18 protein-coding genes are annotated in these 22,647 nt (G+C 50.1%); 9 read left to right on the forward strand and 9 right to left on the reverse strand.

The window, feature by feature from the left end; all coding sequences use genetic code 11:
* Positions 1–159 precede the first annotated feature (159 nt).
* Both AC0L4K_RS13735 and AC0L4K_RS13740 read left to right on the forward strand, forming a co-directional pair.
* Positions 160–1,593: an aspartate ammonia-lyase gene (locus AC0L4K_RS13735; protein ID WP_417226253.1), complete on the forward strand. Its 1,434-nt coding sequence runs from the start codon at positions 160–162 to the stop codon at positions 1,591–1,593.
* A 69-nt stretch (positions 1,594–1,662) separates the two neighbouring features.
* Positions 1,663–2,940, forward strand: a complete 1,278-nt coding sequence (locus AC0L4K_RS13740) for a dicarboxylate/amino acid:cation symporter (protein WP_473266710.1) — start codon at positions 1,663–1,665, stop codon at positions 2,938–2,940.
* Positions 2,941–2,999: 59 nt separating this feature from the next.
* Here the strand turns inward: AC0L4K_RS13740 and AC0L4K_RS13745 are convergent, their stop codons facing one another.
* The 3 genes from AC0L4K_RS13745 to AC0L4K_RS13755 all read right to left on the reverse strand — a co-directional run bounded on the left by AC0L4K_RS13745 (position 3,000) and on the right by AC0L4K_RS13755 (position 5,475).
* Positions 3,000–3,977 carry a glutathione S-transferase family protein gene (locus AC0L4K_RS13745; RefSeq protein ID WP_473266711.1) on the reverse strand — a complete coding sequence of 326 codons (978 nt, stop codon included), beginning with the start codon at positions 3,975–3,977 and terminating at the stop codon, positions 3,000–3,002.
* Positions 3,978–4,093: 116 nt separating this feature from the next.
* Positions 4,094–4,486 (reverse strand): DoxX family protein, encoded by a 393-nt coding sequence (locus tag AC0L4K_RS13750; RefSeq protein ID WP_417226259.1) that lies wholly within the window; start codon positions 4,484–4,486, stop codon positions 4,094–4,096.
* Between the two features lie 65 nt (positions 4,487–4,551).
* Complete coding sequence (locus AC0L4K_RS13755; protein ID WP_473266713.1) at positions 4,552–5,475, reverse strand: LysR family transcriptional regulator; 924 nt, start codon at positions 5,473–5,475, stop codon at positions 4,552–4,554.
* 128 nt (positions 5,476–5,603) lie between these two features.
* Between AC0L4K_RS13755 and AC0L4K_RS13760 the strand changes: the two genes are divergently transcribed.
* Complete coding sequence (locus tag AC0L4K_RS13760) at positions 5,604–6,467, forward strand: pirin family protein (protein ID WP_417226263.1); 864 nt, start codon at positions 5,604–5,606, stop codon at positions 6,465–6,467.
* Between the two features lie 122 nt (positions 6,468–6,589).
* Here AC0L4K_RS13760 and AC0L4K_RS13765 read toward each other — a convergent pair whose 3' ends face one another.
* The gene (locus tag AC0L4K_RS13765; protein WP_417226265.1) at positions 6,590–7,339 is read right to left on the reverse strand and encodes a sulfite exporter TauE/SafE family protein; all 750 of its coding nucleotides are present in this window, start codon (positions 7,337–7,339) and stop codon (positions 6,590–6,592) included.
* Between the two features lie 122 nt (positions 7,340–7,461).
* Between AC0L4K_RS13765 and AC0L4K_RS13770 the strand changes: the two genes are divergently transcribed.
* On the forward strand, positions 7,462–8,142 hold the full coding sequence (locus AC0L4K_RS13770; RefSeq protein WP_417226267.1) for a pirin family protein: 681 nt from the start codon (positions 7,462–7,464) through the stop codon (positions 8,140–8,142).
* 778 nt (positions 8,143–8,920) lie between these two features.
* Here the strand turns inward: AC0L4K_RS13770 and hrpB are convergent.
* The 3 genes from hrpB to AC0L4K_RS13785 form a co-directional block, all read right to left on the reverse strand.
* Positions 8,921–11,443 carry an ATP-dependent helicase HrpB gene (gene hrpB / locus AC0L4K_RS13775; protein ID WP_473266715.1) on the reverse strand — a complete coding sequence of 841 codons (2,523 nt, stop codon included), beginning with the start codon at positions 11,441–11,443 and terminating at the stop codon, positions 8,921–8,923.
* A gap of 112 nt (positions 11,444–11,555) precedes the next feature.
* On the reverse strand, positions 11,556–12,527 hold the full coding sequence (locus AC0L4K_RS13780) for a hypothetical protein (RefSeq protein WP_473266717.1): 972 nt from the start codon (positions 12,525–12,527) through the stop codon (positions 11,556–11,558).
* Between the two features lie 94 nt (positions 12,528–12,621).
* Complete coding sequence (locus tag AC0L4K_RS13785) at positions 12,622–13,035, reverse strand: phnA protein (RefSeq protein WP_417226272.1); 414 nt, start codon at positions 13,033–13,035, stop codon at positions 12,622–12,624.
* Positions 13,036–13,562: 527 nt separating this feature from the next.
* Between AC0L4K_RS13785 and AC0L4K_RS13790 the strand changes: the two genes are divergently transcribed.
* The 4 genes from AC0L4K_RS13790 to AC0L4K_RS13805 all read left to right on the forward strand — a co-directional run bounded on the left by AC0L4K_RS13790 (position 13,563) and on the right by AC0L4K_RS13805 (position 19,308).
* The gene (locus tag AC0L4K_RS13790) at positions 13,563–15,092 is read left to right on the forward strand and encodes an alanine/glycine:cation symporter family protein (RefSeq protein ID WP_473266719.1); all 1,530 of its coding nucleotides are present in this window, start codon (positions 13,563–13,565) and stop codon (positions 15,090–15,092) included.
* Between the two features lie 204 nt (positions 15,093–15,296).
* Positions 15,297–16,067, forward strand: a complete 771-nt coding sequence (locus AC0L4K_RS13795; protein WP_473266721.1) for a substrate-binding periplasmic protein — start codon at positions 15,297–15,299, stop codon at positions 16,065–16,067.
* 107 nt (positions 16,068–16,174) lie between these two features.
* On the forward strand, positions 16,175–18,547 hold the full coding sequence (locus AC0L4K_RS13800) for an AraC family transcriptional regulator (RefSeq protein ID WP_473266723.1): 2,373 nt from the start codon (positions 16,175–16,177) through the stop codon (positions 18,545–18,547).
* Positions 18,548–18,570: 23 nt separating this feature from the next.
* Complete coding sequence (locus AC0L4K_RS13805; protein WP_473266724.1) at positions 18,571–19,308, forward strand: hypothetical protein; 738 nt, start codon at positions 18,571–18,573, stop codon at positions 19,306–19,308.
* Between the two features lie 37 nt (positions 19,309–19,345).
* On the opposite strand, the gene AC0L4K_RS13810 is transcribed toward AC0L4K_RS13805, so the two are convergent.
* The gene (locus AC0L4K_RS13810) at positions 19,346–20,737 is read right to left on the reverse strand and encodes a sensor domain-containing diguanylate cyclase (protein ID WP_473266726.1); all 1,392 of its coding nucleotides are present in this window, start codon (positions 20,735–20,737) and stop codon (positions 19,346–19,348) included.
* A gap of 352 nt (positions 20,738–21,089) precedes the next feature.
* Here AC0L4K_RS13810 and AC0L4K_RS13815 point away from each other — a divergent pair, with 352 nt between their 5' ends.
* A complete protein-coding gene (locus tag AC0L4K_RS13815) occupies positions 21,090–22,139 on the forward strand; it encodes an ATP-binding response regulator (RefSeq protein ID WP_473266728.1) in 1,050 nt (349 codons plus the stop codon).
* Positions 22,140–22,353: 214 nt separating this feature from the next.
* On the opposite strand, the gene AC0L4K_RS13820 is transcribed toward AC0L4K_RS13815, so the two are convergent.
* Positions 22,354–22,581: a hypothetical protein gene (locus tag AC0L4K_RS13820; RefSeq protein ID WP_473266730.1), complete on the reverse strand. Its 228-nt coding sequence runs from the start codon at positions 22,579–22,581 to the stop codon at positions 22,354–22,356.
* Between the last annotated feature and the right edge of the window lie 66 nt (positions 22,582–22,647).

The following is a 22,647-nucleotide window of genomic DNA, read 5'->3' on the forward strand; positions in this document are numbered from 1 at the left end:
TCAATCGTTGTGCATCGTCCCGCACTTGTACTGTTGAATCGACGGTACTGCGGAATTGATGGTAATGGTTTGAATTAAACAGAACGAATTAACAGACATTGTAAGCACAGGTGCCATTAGGACACCGGTTACAGAATAAGAATCCTCGAGGATAGCAACATGGCTGAAACCATACAGGTACTCCATCAAGAAAATGGTCGCCGAGAGAAAGATCTACTAGGCGAAGCGTTGGTTCCTACCGACGCCTATTATGGTATTCAAACCCAACGAGCGCAGAAAAACTTCGACCTTAGCGGCATTCCCGTCAGCCACTTCCCTCAGCTCGTTGAAGCCTTAGCATTGGTCAAACTGGCCTGCGCCAGAGCCAATAATAGCCTCGGACTGCTCGATGATAAAAAAACCTCGGCAATAGAGAATGCAGTGAAAACCGTATTGGCCGGTCAACATCATGATCAGTTCGTGGTTGATATGATTCAGGGCGGTGCAGGCACCTCCACCAATATGAATGCTAACGAGGTCATCGCCAATATAGCGCTCGAGCAGATGGGCCATGCCAAGGGCGAATACCGCTACCTACACCCCAACAATGACGTCAATATGTCGCAATCGACCAATGATGCCTACCCTACCGCGGTACGATTGTCGATTTTGCTAAAGCACGGTGTATTGGTGAAAGCACTGGCCTCGTTACGGGATGCCTTTGCGGCCAAAGGTGATGAATTCGCCGATGTCATTAAAATGGGGCGCACCCAACTGCAAGACGCGGTGCCTATGACCCTCGGGCAAGAGTTCAAATCCTACGCTAGCACCCTGAGCGAAGATATTGACCGCATTGCCGGCCTATCTGAACTACTCAAAGAGATTAACCTCGGCGGCACCGCGATCGGCACCGGCATCAATACTGACCCCGAATACGCCAAGCTTGCCGTCAACAACCTCTCCGAACTTAGCGGTTTCGAATTCAAACGCGCCTCTGACCTAGTAGAAGCCAGCTCTGATATGGGTGCCTTTGTTCTGTTTTCCGGCATGCTGAAACGTCTGGCGGTAAAACTCTCAAAAATATCCAACGATCTACGCCTGTTGAGTATGGGTCCACGTTGCGGCCTGTCAGAAATTAACCTGCCCGCACAGCAACCCGGCAGCTCTATCATGCCCGGCAAAATAAACCCCGTTATTCCCGAAGCGATGAACCAAGTCGCCTATCAGGTTATCGGCAATGATCTGGCCGTCACCATGGGGGCTGAAGCCGGTCAACTACAGCTTAACGCAATGGAACCGCTGATCACCTATAACATTCTCGAATCCATCCGCATGCTAACGCAGGCGATGGATATGCTGAAAAACCGCTGTGTGCGAGGCATCACCGCCAACCGCGAACGCTGCCAAGAACTGGTTGACCAAAGCATCGGAATAATTACCGCCGCTGTGCCGTACATCGGCTATGACAATGCTACCCGGATTGCCAAAGCGGCCCTCGATAGTGGCCGTGGTGTGCTGGAACTGATCAGAGAGGAAGCCTTAATGAGTGAAGAAGCGCTGCACGATCTACTTACCCCGAGCAACATGATTAACCCACAACGTCGGCAAAAATAACCTAACCCACGACATAAGCCTAAGGCGCTTCATTGCGCCGATACAATAACTATACAAAGGATAAGACTCATGCCAAATAGCAACACGACTGACAACCGCGCTGGATTCTGGAGCGGCCTGGTTCTATGGAAAAAAATACTCGTCGGAATGATACTCGGCGTTGCCGCAGGTGCGATCATGGGACCCGATGCCGAGATGCTTAAACCGATCGGTACCCTGTTTATTAACGCCATTAAAATGTTGATCGTACCACTGGTATTCTGCTCTCTGGTGGTCGGTGTAACGTCCATGCAAGACACCCGTAAAATGGGCCGCATCGGTATTAAATCAGTCATTCTCTATTTGGGCACCACTGCTGCCGCGATCACTATTGGACTTGGCCTAGCCACTATTTTCACCCCCGGCGCAGGGCTCAATATGGTCATCACCGATACCGCTGCCGTGGGCAAAGAAGCCCCGACACTGGTACAAACCCTACTCAATATGATTCCGAAAAATCCGGTTAACGCACTGGCAGCCGGTAACATCCTGCAAATTATCGTCTTTGCGCTGGGATTAGGTATCGCCCTGACCATGAGCGGTGAGAAAGCGGAACCCGCTATTAAACTGTTCGAAAGTCTCGCAGAAGCGATGTACAAACTGACCGAAATGGTGATGAAATTAGCCCCTTACGGCGTATTCGGCCTGATGGCTTGGGTCGCAGGTAAATACGGCATGGATATTCTCTTGCCGCTGATTAAAGTAATTGCCGTGGTCTATATCGGTTCAGTGATTCATGTGCTGGTGTTCTACACCGGCTTGGTTAGCATCGTCGGTCGCCTTAGCCCTATGCCCTATCTGCGTGGTTTACTCAACCCTGCGGCGGTTGCTTTCACGACCACCAGTAGTTCAGGCACCCTACCTGCTACCATCAAAGCCTCACAGGAAGAGATGGGCGTTTCCAAAAGCATCTCAAGCTTTATTCTGCCCCTTGGCGCAACCATTAATATGGATGGCACCGCGCTCTACCAAGGTGTTTGTGCACTCTTTATTGCCCAAGCGTTTGGTGTGGATCTAGCGCTTTCTGATTATGTGTTAATCATCATGACCTCAACGCTGGCCTCTATCGGCACCGCTGGTGTACCAGGCGCAGGCCTGATCATGCTGTCATTGGTATTAACCACTGTTGGTTTGCCCATCGAAGGACTTGCCATTGTCGCCGGTATCGACCGCATTTTAGATATGGCACGCACCAGCGTGAATGTCTGTGGTGACCTGATGGTTTCGGTTCTCGTTGGCAAAAGCGAAAATGAGTTAGACGAGTCGGTCTACAATAAATCGACTGACGCGGATACCGCTCGCATCTAAATCAGCGGCACAAGCACACTAAAATCCGGTCGACCCAATGGCGACCGGATTTTTTTGTTTTATAGCTTATCCCGCCCATGGGCTGCATTAAAACCAAGCTCAGGCCCTAACGGCACCACTCTAGTAGGATTAATCGTCGGATGACTATAGTAATAGTGCTGTTTAATCTGCTCAATATTGACCGTCTCGGCGACCCCCTCCAGCTGATACAACTCACGCATATAACCACTGATATTGACAAACTGCCGTAACTGTTTGAGATTGCATTTAAAGTGGCCGTGATACACCGCATCAAAGCGAATCAAGGTGGTAAATAAACGCCAATCCGCTTCGGTTAACGAGTCCCCGGAGAGATAACGTTTGTGCGCCAATATGGTTTCGACCCGCTCCAAACCATCAAACACGGCTGTTACATTATGCTCATAAGCGGCTTGAGTCGTGGCAAAACCAACCCGATAGACGCCATTATTAATATCGTTGTAGATCCATTCATTCAGTTGCTCAATCTCAACCCGTTTCGCTGCTGGCCAATAATCTAGGGTATTCCCCGTCAGCTCATCGAATGCCGAATTAAACATACGGATAATCTCCGCTGATTCGTTACTCACAATGATTTGTTGCTGCTTATCCCATAACACCGGTACTGTTACTCGACCGGTATAATCTGGCTGCACCCGGGTATACAGTTGATGCATAAAGGCCGACTCATAGAGATCATCACCGCTAGAACCACTGGCGCGATCAAAACTCCAACCCTGATCCAGCATATGCGGGCTGACCACCGACACACTAATCAGCGTCTCTAACCCTTTAAGTTTACGAAAGATCAGGGTCCGATGAGCCCAAGGGCAGGCCAATGACACATACAGATGATAACGCCCCGGCTCGGCTTTAAAGCCGGCTTCTCCGGAAGGGCCTGCGCTACCATCGGCAGTAATCCAATTCCGAAAGCCCGCCTGTTCACGCACAAACTCGCCTTTTGAATTCTTAGTTTCATACCAACGATCATGCCACTTGCCTGCGATTAATAATCCCATCTCTATTCCCCCCTCACTTGTCGCCGACCACTCAAACGGTTTTTGCCGGTGATGACTATTCTGTTAACAACGATGCGGTTAATGACGATATCGCCGATCAAACAGCCTATTAGCACTTAAGCCTTAGTGCTCTGTCGCCAGTGATCAACACTGTACGCACCTGGTCCATGGGCAAGCAGCAGCAGAAAACCACCGGCGATGGCCATATTTTTCCAAAACATAATGGATTGAGTTTGATCCGTCAGGTCAAAGTGAAACAGCAGTGCTGATGCCAGGGTAAAGAGCGCCATCCCAGCCGCGGCAAAGCGGGTCAGCAAGCCCAATAAAATCGCCAATCCGCCAAACACCTCAGTTACAATCACCAGCGGTAACAGCGCACCGGGCACCCCGACACTCTCCATATAGCCGACAGTGCCTTCATAGGCTGTGAGTTTGGCTAATCCCGCCATAATAAAAATAGCGGCCAGCCCTAAACGAGCGAATAGTGAAGCGGTTGCGGAGTAGTTCATGAGTCATCCTAAGCGTCTGTGTTAAGTAATGCCTCCATATTAGCTTTCTGTTTTTTAAAATAAAATTACTTAATTTCGGACTTTGTGTTCGATAAATTAGAAACATCTTCCTCGCAGCACTGATGTAATAGCTCGGCAATTCGCTGCAATCCGGGGCCTTGATCATGTTTGGCATAGTAAAGTTGTAAAGTTATCCGCCGACGACCACCGACGGCTAACGGTATCGGCCGAAGTACCTCTTGGCTCAAGAGACAACTGATACGCGTCACCGGCACCCAAGCAAACCCCATACCCCGGCAAATCATCTCAATAGAGGTCGCAATATTACTCACCGTCCAGCGCTCGTCAGCTTGCAGCCAACCGGAATCAACCTGCTGCTCCAGCGCCGAATCTCGGGTGACCAGTTGTCGATAATTCATTAGATCGTCGAGCTGTAGTGGCTGAGCTTCGCTATAGCGCCTAAAGATAGGATGTTCGGGTGAGGCAACCGCCATAAAATCCACCGTAAACAGCGGTTCGGCCATAAAGTGGGCAACCCCGGCCCCCGCAATGGCCAAATCAACCTGCCCCTTGGTCAAGGCTTCTGCAGCACCGGAAAGGACAGTTTCATAGAGCTGAATGCGAGTGTTTGGATATTCATTAGAAAATCTCTGCAGCACAGTGCCGATATATTCCGGCGGAAATATTTGATCCACCGCTATCGATATTTCCGCTTCAGCGCCTGCATGTAAACTGGCCGCTAACGAGTCAATATTAGCGGCAGATTCCAACAGATGCTCCGCCCGGTGCAACAGTAAACGGCCAGCATCAGTCAAATAAGCTTTACGGCCCTTCACTTCAAGCAGCTTTACATCCAGCATCTGCTCCATCTTTTGAATCGCATGATGAATGCTCGACTGACTCTTATGCACAACCGCCGCCGCATGGGCAAAGCCACCATGATCAACCACCGCTTTGAGCATACGCCACTGTTCTAAAGTTACTTTCACACCAAATCCTTTCTAATAAATAGAATATATAACGCTATTTATACCGATTTTTATTCCATAATAAAGGATTATTATAAAGCCATAGCTTGATTTGATTCGACCGATAGCAGCATCGCAGGAGACCCCATATGCCCATTCACATCATCCCGAGCCATCCGTCATCCGACGGTGCTGGCGTCAAAATACAGCGTGCTCACGGCTTTCGTGATAACGGTCTCGATCCTTTCTTAATGCTCGATGAAATTCGTTCGGATAATCCGGATGACTACGGCTCCGGCTTTCCCGCTCATCCACACCGGGGCATCGAAACCCTCACCTATATGCGTCATGGTGGCTTTGTACATGAAGACCATCTAGGCAATAAAGGCGCAATTATAAGCGGTGGGGCACAATGGATGTCTGCCGGACGGGGCATCATTCACTCAGAGATGCCGCTGCAGCAAGATGGCTTAATGCACGGTTTTCAGCTGTGGATAAACTTACCCGCCGAACAAAAAATGAAACCGGCCGACTGGCGGGATATCAACCCTGAACAACTGCCTTGGCAGCCCTTAACAAAAGCCGAGCTAAAAGTGATTGCGGGGCAATACCGCGTTATAAGCGCCGTAGATGACACAATAGCAGCCGACCGACAGTCCCAAACGTTCAGCGGGCCATTACAACAGCTTCCCGGTGACGCCGCCGTGGCCGACCTGCGTCTTCAATCAAACAGTGATATTCGCCTTGAACATAGCGCCGAGCGAATCTTACTCATCTATGTTTATCAAGGTGAGATGAGTATCAACGGCCAACCACTGGCAACCTCGCAGATGGCCAAGGTAAGCGCTGCCGACAGACTGCAACTGTGTTCAGCGGAAGGCGCCGGGGCGTTGTTATTAAGTGGTCAGCCATTAAATGAACCGATGGTTCATTACGGCCCTTTTGTGATGAATACTCAGGCGGAGATCGATCAAGCCATTCGTGCGTATCAACAAGGCACCCTGACCGATTAAAAGGACAAATTCACCGCCGGATAGACCATCCGGCATCCCCCCTTGGCTTAAAACATGTTTCTGCGCTTATGCTGACTAAAAACTTATTTACCAGCGTATCAAAGTACTTACCAAAGAGCTTACTAAAACCCATCGGCGATCAATTTCACACCGATAATCAGCAACATCCATAAAATAATTCGGTAAAACAACTGATCATCCAGCTTCTTATGGATGACTAACCCCAATCGCGTGCCGATCCAAGCAATGGGCGCCAACACGAGCCCAACTAACAGGTTGTCCGTATTGATCTGCCCCAAGGCGCCATAGGCAAAAAGTTTAACGAAATTAACAGTCGCTAGAAAAACCACCGCAGTACCTAAAAACTGCTCTCGAGGGAGTTTCATTGGCAGCAGATAGAAGTTCATCGGCGGCCCACCGGCATGGGCGACAAAACTAGTAAATCCCGCAACTGTGCTGGCAATATAGCCGATCACCGGTGAATTACTGCGCCCCAGCCGTGAACCTTTAAGTAAGCCCCAGAGGGCAAAACCAATCGATAAAACGCCCAATAACATGCGCAAAATATCATCGTTCAGATAACCGAACAGCCAATAACCGACCAAAATACCCACGATCGCCCCAGGCACCATAACCTTCAGTAGATCAACCCGTTTACTGTGCCACCAGGCTCGTACACTGAAAAAGTCCATTAGAATCAGCAACGGTAACATGATAGCCGCAGCCTGCACCGGCCCGATATACAACGACATCAATGGCACACTAATCACCCCAACACCACCAGCGAAGCCGGATTTAGAGATCCCAGTGATTAATACGCCCAGCCCGGCTAACAACCAAAAAGCGGCACTAAAAGATAACAGTTGTTCCATATGATTCCCCATAAAAACAGCATTTTATCCTGATCGGTAACAAGAGAAAACTCATCACCGTATTTACAGCCCGGCGCTGACAGGGTAAAACTAACGGGAACTGTTTCGACTTGCGAACCCACATGATCAGAATAAAACGCGCTTCAGACCGGGGATATGCCCATTTCGGCTGGCTTGAATCTCGACATGTTTTCTCTTTTGGTAGTTATTTCGATCCAGACTGGATGGGCATATCCGAGCTACGGGTCGCCAATGAAGACCTCCTTCATCCCGGCGCAGCCATCGACCCGAGCACCCATGTCGATATGGAAGTTATCTCTGTTATTTTAGACGGTAAAAACCTACACACAGACTCCCTTGGAACTCGCAAGTTACTCGAAGGCCGCAGCCTACAACTGCTCAGCACCGGCACGGGCACTGAATTCATAGAGCAGAACGCCTCCCTCGAAACCACTCTTAAAATGCTGCAATTCTGGGTCGTACCTGAAAAAACCGGTCAAACACCGCGCTATCAATGGCGTAAACTGCTTAGCCGTGAAGGTGTGCAACTGATTGTCTCAGCCGATGGTCGGGAAGACTCCCTACAAATAGGCCAGCAAGCCGAGATGTATCAATTTCGCTTGCAGCACAAAAGTTATGGCTTACCGACCTCTGAATACGGATTTCTATACCTGTTTCGCGGCCAACTAGAAGTGAATGGCAGTATTTTAGAAGCCGGTGATGCAATGCTGTTTGAAGATGAGCCGATGATCTCACTAAGGGGTATCAGTCGAGCCGAAGGTTTTTACTTCACCCTTCCCTGAGCCTTTAACCCCTTCCCCACGGCCACCGCTAATAAGCGCCTACCCCATAGGCCGAATCTCCCCGTGTCTAGCCGTGCCCCATATCCACAAGACAACGCGTTGCCCTCCCTAACAAACGACGATGAAAGTAACAACAACGATCAAATTGTGATCACATAAGACTTAATCTGGTATTCAAACAAAGCGGGCGAGATATCCATGAAAAGTACGATGTCATAAAAACTTTACCAAATTTATTTTGCATTGCACAAAAAATTCGCTATATTGTAGTTGCACTTTGCTTTTTGAGCCACTAATTTGGCTTACTTCGACCCGGCGCCCGCCGGGTCATTTTTTTCCGCACCGCAACAAACAAGCATCAAAAAAGCCTTAAACATCGTTTTTTATGAATATTTAAAGCCCAGATATTCAAACTAGTTTATTTAGTGATCAAATAACGATAAACGCTAGCAAAGCTCAGACACATCCATTACCAATGATTTTCAGCTGACTGATTAGCAAACGACAGTGCTGATGAAGAGGCACGATCGAATTGTTACGCCTCAATAAGCTCACCAAAAGCTCATCTCAAAAAGCCCATTAGCGATTGTCTATGACGACACTTAAGCCAATGAGAAAGCCCCGCGCTGGCGGGGCGACATGAAGCATGTAAGCTCGTTAACACACTCTCTTGGTGACCCCAACGGATTGGGGCTATAACCCTCTATCAGTGCAGAGTAACTACATACTAGTACAGCAAAAACAGGGGTATCTTGAAAATTATTAAAGGCCTCACCGATTATTTGCGAATTTTTCGTTTTATACCGTCCCCCGGGCGGCTCTCTTGAGGGTTGTCAGGCCATTGGTGCTTCGGGTAGCGCCCTTTCATATCTTTTTGGACATCACGATAACTATTCGCCCAAAAACTCGCGAGATCCTGCGTCACGGCTAATGGGCGGCGAGCCGGGGACAGCAAGTGTATTTTTAACGCCACCCCATAACCGATTACCGGCGTATCCGTTGAGCCAAACATCTCCTGTAACTTCACCGCCAACACCGGTGGGTTGTCACTGTAATCAATCGCCGCCGTATGGCCTGAGGGCAGTGTTAATCGCGTCGGTGCCAATTTCTCCAGTTCATTGGGCAGCGGCCAAGGCAGTAACCCCTGTAGGATCGCGGCCAGGTCTAGGCGGGAAAAATGATTTAAATGATTAACAGGATCAAGATAGGGCGCTAACCATTGCTCTAAGCCAGCCAGTAACGCTTGGTCCGATAGATCCGGCCAGGGGCCGCCTGCGGGTTGTGCTTGGTAAAGAAAATTAACCCGCTGCCGCCAACGGTCTATCCCATCACTCCAAGGTAGCAACGCTAATCCCTGTTTGCGAACCTGCTCGATCAGAACCTGATTTTTCTCCGCCAAAGGGATAGTTTGTAATACTTCCCGCCGCACCACTAACACGCCAATACGGCACTGTAATTCACAACACATACGGTTCTGCTGACGATCCCATTCAACCACCGTCTGCTGCTGTACCAATCCCGCTAAGGCGGTCTCAAATAGTGCTTCCAATAGCGGGCTAGCGAGAAAAACACGGTCGGCGCTCTGCCCCTGCATACCGCCACAGTTGGCTACCGCCAGCCAACGATGCTTGGCCAACGGATCAGCATCGTTGAGGCGTACGGCCCGACCACCACTTAACTGATAGTCACGACCGGATGGCCGCCGTGCGGCAATACGATCCGGATAAGCCTGAGCGATCAAGACTCCGACCAGTGCCGATGGCGATAGTCCAGACGAGGATTGAGTCAGGCCCTTTAAATGCTGACAGCAGAGTCGGTAAAACTGCTGACTGAGCTGCCGAGTCCGCTGTAACGCCCCTTTTAGCCGCGCATCGCAGTGACTCTCGCCCTTCAACCAGCTCAGGCGGCGAGCGAAATCTGCATCGCCATTAAGAGGATCACGCTCACTCAGCAGTGCCGCCACATCACAGGCTAGCTGCGCGGCATCGGCTTCCCAGCCCACCAGCAAAAGGTGAGCAAGCCGAGGATGCAGTGGCAGTCGCGCCATCAGTTCGCCGGCGCCGGTCAATTGAAACCCATTATCGGTTGCCGTTAACGCCCGTAAACGCACCAAGAGGTCCCGCGCCTGACTCAACGCCGCGTCGGGTGGTGGATTCAGCCAGCGAAGCTCCGCCGGATCATCCACGCCCCAACGGGCTAATTGCAACGCCAGTGCCGTCAGATCGGTAGACATAATCTCAGGGGTGGCATGGGGCGCTAACTGCTCCTGCTGGGTCTGGGACCAAAGCCGATAGCAACAACCGGGCTGCATCCGCCCTGCCCGGCCTGCACGCTGAATACTCGCGGCCCGTGACACCCGGCACGTATGCAGCCGAGTCATGCCACTAGCAGGATCTAGGCGGGCTTCACGGCTTAAGCCGGCGTCGATAACAACCCGAATACCCTCAATGGTTAAACTGGTTTCGGCGATATTAGTTGCCAAGACCACCTTGCGCTGCCCTCCGGGAGCCGGGGCAATCGCCTGCTGCTGCGCCTGAATACTAAGATCCCCGTAGAGAGGCGCTAATACTATATTGTTAGCCAACTGCCCCGCCAGAGCACTCATTACCCGTCGAATCTCTCGCTGACCGGGCAAAAACACCAACAAACTGCCCGGCTCATCATCCAACGCCTGTAACACCGCCCGGGCAACTTGCTGCTCTAAACCCTGTTCACGACCGACAGCGCCCAGATAGTGAATTTCAACCGGATACATGCGCCCTTGACTACTGATCAGAGGCGCCGTAGGGAGTAATTGTTCAATCACCCGCTTATCCAGTGTCGCCGACATCAGTAATAATTTAAGGGGCTGATCATCGCGGAACAGTTCTCGCCCTTGCAAGGTGAGCGCCAAACCAAAATCCGCATCCAGGCTGCGTTCATGAAACTCATCGAAGATCACCAAACCATAACCCTCAAGGCTAGGATCATCTTGTAACATCCGGGTAAGGATACCTTCGGTGACTACCTCAATACGGGTCTGCGGGCCGACCTTTGAATCCATCCGTACCCGATAGCCTACGGTTTTTCCCACCGTTTCACCCAACTGTTCGGCCATCCGTCCCGCCGCCATACGTGCAGCAAGTCGACGCGGTTCCAACAATAGAATTTTTTGTCCCACCAGCAGTGGATGACGCAACAGTTCTAACGGCACCAGCGTGGTTTTACCAGCCCCTGGTGGCGCTTCAAGCACTACATCATGATGCTCGTTCAAAACGCTATTCAGCTGATCCAGGACATCTGAAACGGGGAGAGTGGTCATCGGTAGAGTGCTTCCGGGTTAGCGATAAACAGAAGCGGCTATTCTAACAGCCAGATATAGAATTTCAGGCAAAAAAACGCCATCAAGAAGATGGCGTTATAACAAGATGGAATTAAGCGATGATATCGGTCGGCTCAACCGCAGCCTGATCACTGTCTATAGTCTGTCCCTCATGGCGAGCACGACCCGACTCATGCGCGTCATGTCGATGTTCGTGCTTGAGTTCATCCTGCCCACTATTGTGTTCTCGCTCACCCGAGGCTTTATGCTCGCCATGATGACTCGGATGATCCTGATGAACCCGATCACTCAGTTGGGCTAGATTCTCTTTCATACTGCTCTGTTCAACATCACTGGCACTGGTAAATCGCAGGTCATGCTCCACCAGCGTTACCAATAGTTTCATCGACACGCTCGAAGCACTCTCGATATAGGTTTCACTACGATTTACCAACCCTTGTAACTGCTCAACAAAGGGAATTAAACCATTTTCAGTAACGGCCGCCGAGGGTTCACCTATCGACTGCACCGACCGATACTGCTCAACCGCGCGGTACTCCATCGACTGCTGCATCGAGAGATCCATCTGTGCCAACTGGGTTGAATCAAACGACAGATCACCGGCTTGCTGCATAGCCGTTTGCAGATCACCATTAAAAAAGTTCGCCGCCAGCGATGATAGATCCTGCACCAAATTAGCAATGGCATCCAGTTCATCCACATCCAGCTCGCCAGCCACGCTAAAACCAAACTCACTGCTTTGTGCTTTATCGATACTATAGCGTTGCTCTTGCTGCCCCTGACTGCTGCGTTGGGCATAGTCAGACTGGTAACGTGTTTCACTGTTAAAGGTTATTTCAACCTGATCGCCATCCTGCGTGGTCAAACTGAGGGTAAAACTATCATCCCGACTAAAGCGCTCTGACAACGAGTAGCTTTGTTGCGTTGCGGCGACGCCATTATTCGCGGCTAGCCCTGACAGTTTTTCAGCGGCGGAAAACGTCGAGACACTGCTCTGTTGAGAGCCAGAAGAATGACTCAATGCTGGATTAATAACGAAAGGAAATGAACTGGGATTAAACATCGCCGGGACCCATTTTATGATTCAATTACTCAGTTATCGCCCGCAAAACTGAAATCTATAATGAAAAAATCATCATCAGCCGTTTCACTATGAATCACCGCCCTGAAAACAGATCGATCTGATCCACCCAAGCCTGCTCCTCAGGTTCGATATACAGCTGATCTAAGAGGGCGGCGGCCCAACTCTGCTGTTTTGCCAGCTGTTGCAACAGCACTACCGAGATCACTTTGACAGGCATCAGCGTGCTCCACATCGACGTAGCAAGAAAGCGCCAATAGCTGGGGTCGATCTTTTTCGGCCGATTTAACTGGGCACTGCAGTTTTCACAAATCATAATACAGTGATCGTAATCAGGCTCTACGGCCTCTGGCGGCACTTCATAAATGCCCAATTTCACACCGTGCGCCTCACAGAGTTCACATTTAGAGCCACAACGGCGTACCAAGTCTTTGCCAAACAGCGACAGACTATGATCCCTTTCTTGATGTTTTGAATGGCCTTTTGACATAACAACACCCTTTATAATCAACTCTCTATCCGGTGCTCACCATAGGCCTAATAAGCTAAAAAGTTAAGCCTGATCAGCCGTATTAAATAGACCTTCAGCCAATGAGCCGATCTGCTTGCCCGATTGGCAAACTCATCGATAAACAGCGCAACACAGCATTTGGCACAGAAGGAGGTAAACAAGGCACGACAGGATATTCCCTCTCCCAGACAACCCCACTAAAGTTTTAAGCATGCAGATAAGCGATGAAAACTCGGCACATCTTGCATCCCTTTATGGCGTTATCGCCAATCGGGGATGCGACACCGGGCTGCATCATAGGGCTATCTTCTAACCAGTGCTCTGGTTATATCCAATACGCCATAGAGAAAATGGATCTTTCTTTCGGCAGTTTTAGCAAGCTATTCGTGCGCAACCTATTTCGCGCCAAACGCCGCTAAAAGCCATCCACCTTAACCCGTGGATAAAACAGCAAGACAATAATTCTAATTTCGTGCACAGCACGCTGCTTTCGGAGATATTTACACATGCAAGCATTTGTCGACTTCACAAACGGCATTATCTGGAGTCCCGCTCTGATCTATCTGTGCCTTGGCGCAGGTCTTTTCTACTCCATCCTGACACGCTTTGTGCAGGTTCGTATGTTCCGTGAAATGTGGGTACTACTGTTTTCAGGCAAAGCCTCTGAAAAAGGTATTTCATCTTTCCAAGCTCTGGCCGTATCACTTTCAGGTCGTGTCGGTACCGGTAACATTGCGGGTGTGGCAGCCGCCATCGGTTTTGGTGGCCCGGGTGCAGTTTTCTGGATGTGGGTCGTTGCCTTCCTCGGCGCGGCAACCGCTTACACTGAATCAACACTGGCTCAGATCTACAAAGAAGAGCACGAAGGCCAATACCGTGGTGGCCCCGCGTTCTACTTTGAAAAAGCGATGGGACAAAAATGGTTTGCATGGATTTTTGCCATCGCTACCATCATGGCTTGTGGTGTATTCCTACCGGGCGTTCAGTCCAACAGTATCGGCAACGCGGTTGAAGCGACCTTTGGTTCGGGCGCAATGATCGACACCGCGATGGGCACCCTGAGCTTTGCGAAGATCCTCACCGGTACCATTGTTGTGCTGATCCTTGGCTTCATCATCTTTGGTGGGGTTAAACGTATTGCCAGCTTCACTCAGATTGTTGTACCTTTCATGGCACTGGCTTACATCATCATCGCTGGCGTTATCGTTTTACTGAACATCGATATGCTGCCAGGCATTATCGGCATGATCTTCCAAGATGCCTTTACACCCATGGCCGGTATGGGCGCAGCCATTGGCTGGGGTGTTAAACGTGGTGTTTACTCCAACGAAGCCGGTCAAGGTACTGGGCCACATGCAGCCGCTGCCGCTGCCGTAGAACACCCGGCACAACAGGGTCTGGTTCAAGCGTTCTCAGTTTACATCGACACACTGTTTGTCTGTTCTGCCACCGCGTTCATGATCCTGATTACCGGTGCATACAACGTACACGGTGCAGGGGATACCTTCTTGGTACAGAACCTCGGAGCGGATATCGCTGCCAACGGCCCACTGTACACACAGAAAGCGATCGAAAGCGTGCTGCCTGGCTTGGGGAATCCATTTATTGCCTTTGCCCTGTTCTTCTTCTCTTTTACCACTATTTTGGCTTACTACTACATCGCCGAAACCAACATCGCCTATATCCAGCGGACAATTAAAATCCCAGGTATGGTTGGTGCACTGAAGCTAGTACTGATGGCTGCAACCTTCTATGGTGCGGTTAAAACAGCCAACCTAGCATGGGGACTCGGTGATATCGGTGTTGGCCTGATGGCCTGGCTGAACATCGCCGGCATCCTGATCATCTTCTTTATGTCTAAACCTGCGCTAAAAGCACTGAATGACTATGAAGCGCAACATAAAGCAGGCGTCGAGCACTACACCTTTAATCCGCTGAAACTCGGTATTAAAAACGCCACTTTCTGGGAAAAACGTTACGAGAAGAAAATGGCCGCGGCTAAAAAAGCGCCGAAGAAAAAAGCTGAAACGGTATAACCCTTTTCATCTCTGACTCATATCGGATGTAAACTAAAGCCCGTGCTGGTAACAGCACGGGCTTTTACGATTAGTCACAAACAGAACCCGTTGCGCCGAAAAAAGACGGTTGCTAGGCAAGGCCCCTCCTCCCTATAATCAGATCGAAACACGCTCATGCTCTCCCAAGCCTAAGCGGCCACTCGACTCTATTTAGGCATCTCTGTGAACTATCCCTCTGTTATTATAAAGATGCTCACCCGGGCGCTACTGCTTATTTTGCTTAGCCCCCTTACTGTTCATGCCGCTTGCCAAACAACCTTCTCCGTTGCCTGGTTGGAATGGAAGCCCTATCAAATGCTAAAAGACCGACAGGTAACCGGCATCGATATTGAGCTACTAAAAGCGATCATGGATAACGCCGGTTGTGCCTATCAACTTAAAAAAATTCCTTGGGAGCGCACTAAACGCTATATTCAATCCGGTGAGCTTGATCTCGCCATTGGCGCATCAAAAACCGCTGACCGGCGCCCATGGGCCTATTTTTCTGAACCTTATCGCTCGGAAACCACGGCTATTTTTGTTCGTAAAGATGAATATTCTATCTGGAACGCGGCAGAAAATTTTACCCAACTGGCCAGCTTAAAACCCCGTGCAGCAGTGATACATGGCGCATTTTATGGTGAAGCGTGGGATCAAATAAAAGACGCCCTGCCCGTCCAACAGCTGAGTAAATATGAACAACTCTTCAAGATGTTGCATAGTCAGCGCACCAATATTGTCCTCAATGATCTGTATAACGGTAAAGAACTGATCAAAGAGTTCGGCTTGCAAGCGCAGATAACGACTTTAGATTGGAACGCCAGTATTGATGAGATACACTTAATGTTCAGTAAAAAAACCGTGCCACAGAAGGATATTGATCTGATCAACCACTCTATTCGACAACTACGGGCATCCGGCGAAATTGACGCCATTATTAGCCGCTACCGTTAAGGCCGCTGTTAACCGGCACGCAGGGACATACTTTAAAAACAGGCTATGTTAATCTTATCGCCTAACAGTACCGTCAAAATACGTCCAGCCATGCCAGATCTACGCGAATGTCCGTAACCACTGCCTCTGCTAAACTTTTAGAACCCGTACTGCAGCTCATCCAACATTTTAGGCTGGATCAAGCACAGATACTCGATATCGCCGCACTCACATCGGCGGAATTAGCCAAGCCAGATGCGCGCTTTCCAACCTCAACCTATGGCCAAATATTACAGGCCCTCGCACAGGCGACCGATAACCCTCGTATCGCCCTAAATTTAGGCGAAGCGACCCAACCGCGAATGCTCGGCTCCATTGGCTTTCTCATGTCATCCGCTGAAACCTTGGGCAAAGCTTACCAAGCCCTAACCGACTACCTTCCGGTGCTGCTTGAGGGCGCACTGATTCAGATGGAACAAACCGTTGATGGCACCCTGCTCTCCCTCGAACTGAATGACCCAGAACTGCCACCGGTTGAATATCTACTGGCTTGCATGATCAATTGGCCGCGTCGCTTAACCGGTCATCAGGTCCCGGTAAGACTGGTGCAACTGGCCTTCCCCGAACCGGAAAACCCACTGCCCTATCAACAGTTTTTTGCGGCCGAGGTGCGTTTTGATGCCCCCCGTAACCAGCTCTTATTTGCCAGTGATTACCTCGCCTTAGGTTGCCTAGACGCCAACCCCGAAATGCACCAGTTACACCGGGAGTTCGCCGATTCACTCTTGAGTAAATCAGCCCAGCAAAGTGCCCTGACCGCGCAGACCCGCAACCTGATCCGCCGCCAACTGGCGGAGGGGCAAGGCTGTGTCAGGCGCGAACAGATCGCCGAGGCGGTCGGCCTCAGCTTACGCACGCTGCAGCGAAAACTCGGGCAGTTGGGCACAAACTTTCAAGATATTTATGATCAAACTCGCCGTGAAGTCTGTCTACAGCTAATTCAGCAGGGCCGTTTAAGTTTTGGGGAGATCACCTTTCAATTAGGTTTTTCCAATCAATCGGCCTTTCAGAAAGCCTTTAAACGTTGGATGGGCGTCGCCCCTAGTCATTACCGGCAGCAGATTAAACCCTTGGCGGTCATCGAAACCTCCTCACTAACAACCTCGGCTAATAGCCAAACCAAATGGCTTGAAGAGAGTAACCATCGGCTGCGAAGTAAACGCATTGAGCAGCGGATCGACCAACTCAGCCGCTTTACGCTGGAACTACTGGAATGGGCGGCACTGCTCGGCGAACAGTTTAACCTCACCGAGCTAGAACAGATGACCCAGCATCAGGTGGCGCGGTTAGCGATCCATCTATGGCCTGCGGAACAACTCGGTTTAATTGATTTAGGCTCCGCCAGCACCGCTGACCGTCCGCATCCACACCGCGATCTAGGTTCGCCGGATGGGCAGAGCCCCTGTCGCTTTAGCCACCCAGAGATTCGCAGCGCCATCTATCAGCGGCTCAATGAAGCAGAAAAATGCCAACTGCACCACCAGTGCGGCAGCACACTATTGGCGCGTATCCCCGCTGACTTTACCCTAGAGCAGATTACACCCGCATTACTGCATCTCAACCGGGCATATCAGCAGACGAACCCCAAGCAGAAAAAACAACTGCGCCGACTCAATATCCGCGCCGCCACCCTCGCCCAGTATGAACAGCAGTTTGGCAGCGCCAGCCGTTATCTGTCTAACGCCTATCGCCTACTCCGTGGGGATCAATACAAGAAGAAGCACCAACTACTGCTACAACGGGCCAAACTGCACCTATTGGCCGGCGAAGTCGTGCTTGCAAATCAATGCCTGCAACAACTGCCGAATGATAAAGTTCAACCGGTGGCGCGGATCAAATCAGCCTTGATGAGCGCCGAGATCTGTCTGCACCGTGATCAGTATGCACAGGCGTTAAACCATCTGCAGGAAAGCCTCAAGCAACTGACTGACACACCTCTACCCGACAACGAAAATGAACAGCTGTTACTGCTATTATCACAACACCAAGCGATCAGCGAATTAATAGGTGAGCGACTCATACCGCCACTAACACCGCTAACCGACGAAACAGATCAACTGCAGCTACAATTGCTAGAAAAAATCAGCCTCATCGCCCGTCGACAGGGCCAGCCTTTGTTGGCCGCCTGCGCCATTGGCCTGATGACCGCACTAAGCTTGCAACAGGGTCGTAGCCACCTGACGGCATTTGCCTTTGTTAGTTACGCCTGGGTGGCCAGTTGGTTCTGCGCCGATGTTCGACTGGCGCAGATGTTCTCGGTGCAAGGGATGCAACTGGCGCATGAGTTTGGTGGTTTAATCGCCACCACAGCCTTACCTTCGAACACCGAGCCCGACACCGATATCGCCACCCATGCGGCGCTCATACAATCCAGTCAGGTACAGCACTGGTTTACCCCCTTCGTCAGACCAAGGAGCCGCTGCAACAGATCGATTCCTTAGCCGAAAAACACGGCCATTGGCTGGTGCAGAGTGAATCTCGGCTACTACAACATCAACTATCGATTCTAACCAGCCGCTCTTTAACTGAGCAGCTAAGCCTCTGTCGTCAGCATTATCAACAGATGCTAACACAGCAGCAGTCCCATCAAGCGGCCCGCTTACAGGCGTCATCATTACTGCTAATGGAGCAACTCAGTGGTCAAAAGCCACTGCCGCAACAGCTCGACTATCAACACGGGTGGCAAGGCTTCAGCTCGATTATGGCCGCCTTCTTGCTCAATCAACAGCACCTATGGCCTGATTTATACGCTTGGGAAGCTCGACTGGAAAATGATCTGCCCGGTTATTTCTGTGTCAGTGAAGCCCTATTTTGCACCGCGATGATGCGACTAATGCTGGCCCAGCAACAACAAGCACTGCTGCCCCGCCGACGGATTGAAGTTGAGCAGATCGAGTCTCGCTTCGAGCTGTGGGCCACCCACTGTCCCGAAAATTTCAATACCCAACGCTTATTACTACAAGCCGAAAAAGCCCGCCTGCTAGATCAAGACCCTTATCCATTATTTGAGCAGGCGATCACCTGTGCAGAACAGCACGGCGTGAATTATCATTCAGCGCTGTGCTATGAGCGCTACGGGGCGTTTTTACAGACGCAACAACAGCAGCGATTGGCACAGTTCTGTCGCGATAAAAGCCGGGATATTTATGCACAATGGGGCGCTCAGGCAAAAGTTGAACAGTTAAATCAGCTTCAGCACTAAGCCTTTGAATCAGCCTTGCATCACCATACGGTTTAATTCAAGCAACACTGACTCGATTGCGCCCCTGATCCTTGGCGGCGTAAAGCGCTTCATCACTGCGAACCATCAAACGATCCAGTGCTTCTTCGCCATCCCAAACAGCAACACCGATGCTCACGGTACATTGAAGGAAGCTGCCCAACAAACTGGGGAATGCATGCTTACTGATAACGCGCCGAATTCGCTCCGCCGTTTCCTCTGCTTGTGCCAGATCAGCAGCCACCAGCAGCACGGCAAACTCCTCCCCACCAACACGCCCGAAGATATCAAACTCTCTGATATTCTCCTGCACTAGCCCGGCAAACTCTGCGAGCACATCATCACCGGCGCTGTGCCCTAAGGAGTCATTGATTTTCTTAAAGTGGTCAAGATCCATCATGAGTAGTGCTAAAGGTGCCTGCTCACGGTGACTACGATTGATCTCATGGTTAGCCCGAAGATAAAACTCCCGCCGATTACTAATATTGGTTAAAAAGTCTTTCGTCGCTAACTCAATCAAATGGGATGAATAAAGTTGACGATTGGCATATTCACGCGCAAGCAACCGCCATGTGAGCCAAGACATCACGATAAAAATCAGTACGACCGGGAGTAGCAATTGAACAAAATACTTCTCGCTGGGAGAGGCCTCATCCCAGTTTAAACTCGCTAGCGCCCTCCCTTTTGAGTTATATAAAGACACCTCAAGAGAGCCAGCATTCTCACTACTGGGTTTCGTGGATAGACGTAAACCAGGCAACAGATAGACATCGCCGACATTCTGAATATTTTCCCTATCAAGGCGATCTGCGAACAACATAAAAGCATCATCACCTCTTTTTTGATCGTCAGACTCATCCAGAAACATACCAATACTAACGAGATAGGGTGAGCCAAAAAACTCGCGATAACCACTCGTAATATGTGGCATATCGTTATCAATCGCAGCCTGTACCAGGGTTTGCAAATCGCTATGTTGCAGTTCAGAAGCGCTGATCGTCACCCGCTCGCCATCCTTAAAGGTCAAGACGGTTTTCATATCGGCGGTGAACACCCAGACGAGGTCGATTCCGTAATTATCCTGTAGGTATTCGCCTATATGATCCTCCGCCCAATCCTCATCACGTTCAACGATCAGCTTTTGATGCGCTTCGTCCCAAAAAGAATATTCTTGCAACACCGTTTGCTGACGCATCGCTTCGATATCAAAGGCTGTTTTGACGCGCAGTTTAAAGTTATCCTCCGTCAGCCCTTCCATACTAACGAAGGTCATAATCACCAAGCCGATAATCGATACGAGGCTGATACCAAACAGAGATAGAATCAGCGGTATCACCGAGCGAGAAGGCAACGAATGAGTCAGTTGATAGTCTTCATCGGGTGAATTCATTAAGCTGCGCGGTTCACTCATTGGAGCTTCCATTGGCATAACAATTGATTAAGTTGATTAGCTGGTACTTAATCAGCGACCTCGTTGTTAAGTACGACTCGCCAGAATAGGTAGATATAGTATGACATAGCATTAGCTATTAACCCACGCTGCGCTATAACCGTTATGGTGACTTTTGGGCAGGCTCAAAAGCAGCCACTGTCACAATACTGCCGCGAGAAAAGCCGAAAGAGTGATATACAATGACGCGCTCAAATAGAAGCGAGCTAAACTTAACCGTCTGTTTAGCGGAAACTGGCTGCTTTTTCTAGCACATTACTCACCTTTACTGGCAAAATAGCCGTTCACGCAAAGCACTAATATGTAGTAATTTATGACTCCATGGAAAGTATTGGTCGTTGACGACGAAGAAGGTATTCACGGTATTACCCGCATGATTTTCCGCGGGTATGAATTTGAGCAGCGGCCAATTGAATTGATCAGCGCCAAGAGTGGTTACGAAGCGCGCACACAATTAGCCGCGCACCCGGATATTGCCCTAGCACTACTCGATGTTGTGATGGAGAACGATGACGAAGGATTACAACTGGTCGAATATATCCGCAACCAGCTCAATAATCAGGATATCCGGGTCATCCTACGGACCGGACACCCCGGTTATGCCCCCGAATCACAGGTCATCGTCAATTATGATATCAACGATTATTTAAGCAAAGCAGAGCTGTCAGCCTCCCGTCTGTTGACCTCAGTGGTTGTGGCGCTGAGATCGTTTCGTGATATCAAGAATGCCCGCACTCAAGCCACCCAAGACAATCTTTCTAGCGCCCCCGATGAGCAACGTCTTGCAACAATATCACAACAGTTAAATCAACAGGTGCGGCCACTACTCAAACAGAGCCAACGATTACAGCAGATGGATCTCAACCCGGTGGCTAATGATTTAGCCGTGGGCCTGCATGCCCATCATCAGCGGCTGGATAATAGCATCACCATGCTCAACCCCGGCACATCAGTCACTCAAGCCGACACAGTAGCCTTAGCACCGTTGATGGATGAGATACTGCATACTTTTTTACCCCAGAGTCGCCAAGATGGCTGGCTATTAGATTACAAACTCGATACCGCGCTAGCCGCAGAGATTCACTGTGATTCTATCCTTATAAGGCAGATACTCATTAGCGCGATTGAACTGGCGATTCTGCAAGCCAACGGTGCCGACCTGAAACTCAGCCTGCAACCAGCCGCGCAGCAAGGGCAACTACTCATCAGCGTCAGCTTAAACGATGGTCAGCCCGTGTTTCCATCGAGCCACTGGTCACAATGTTTGCAAAACCACCTGCAACGCTTGTGTCAGCAACTGCAGGGACGCTTAAGCGAGCCAGATGAGCGCGGTACCATTAACTGCCAAGTAACGTTGCTTTAGTGCGTCAACGATTGAGTAGGCCGAAGATTAAGTACGCCAAAAGCGTCAGACGATATTCTCAATCGCATAGCAAACGCTAACCGACGGCCTTCAGTGACCGACCTTAGATGGCGGAAGACCGGGCCTTAAAACAGACCCCGCCCTCCTGGTGCTCCTGTACCGATGGCCCCTCAGGCAACCGAGGTTGATCGGCAAAAATATCGGCAACGACAGGCTAGTTGTCAGACAACATATACACCGTTGCTTCTTGTCGTTGGGTATCGACCCAGCGCTCAACATCATTTCGGGTGCGACCAAAGAAGACCACCCGAGACATCGGTTTGAGTGTGCCGTTACCACTAATTTCATGACGATAAACCCACCAGCTATCGGCGGCCATCTGTTTGATATTAAGTGCGTATTGCAGCGTGTTTATCGCTAAAAGCGCGTTAGCATTTTTCATAATTCTGCACGTTTATTATTAATATTATTCGCTTGTTGCCAAGCCTGTGGGTATTAACTCAGTTTT

This window comes from Amphritea sp. GJ51-11, assembly GCF_055808735.1.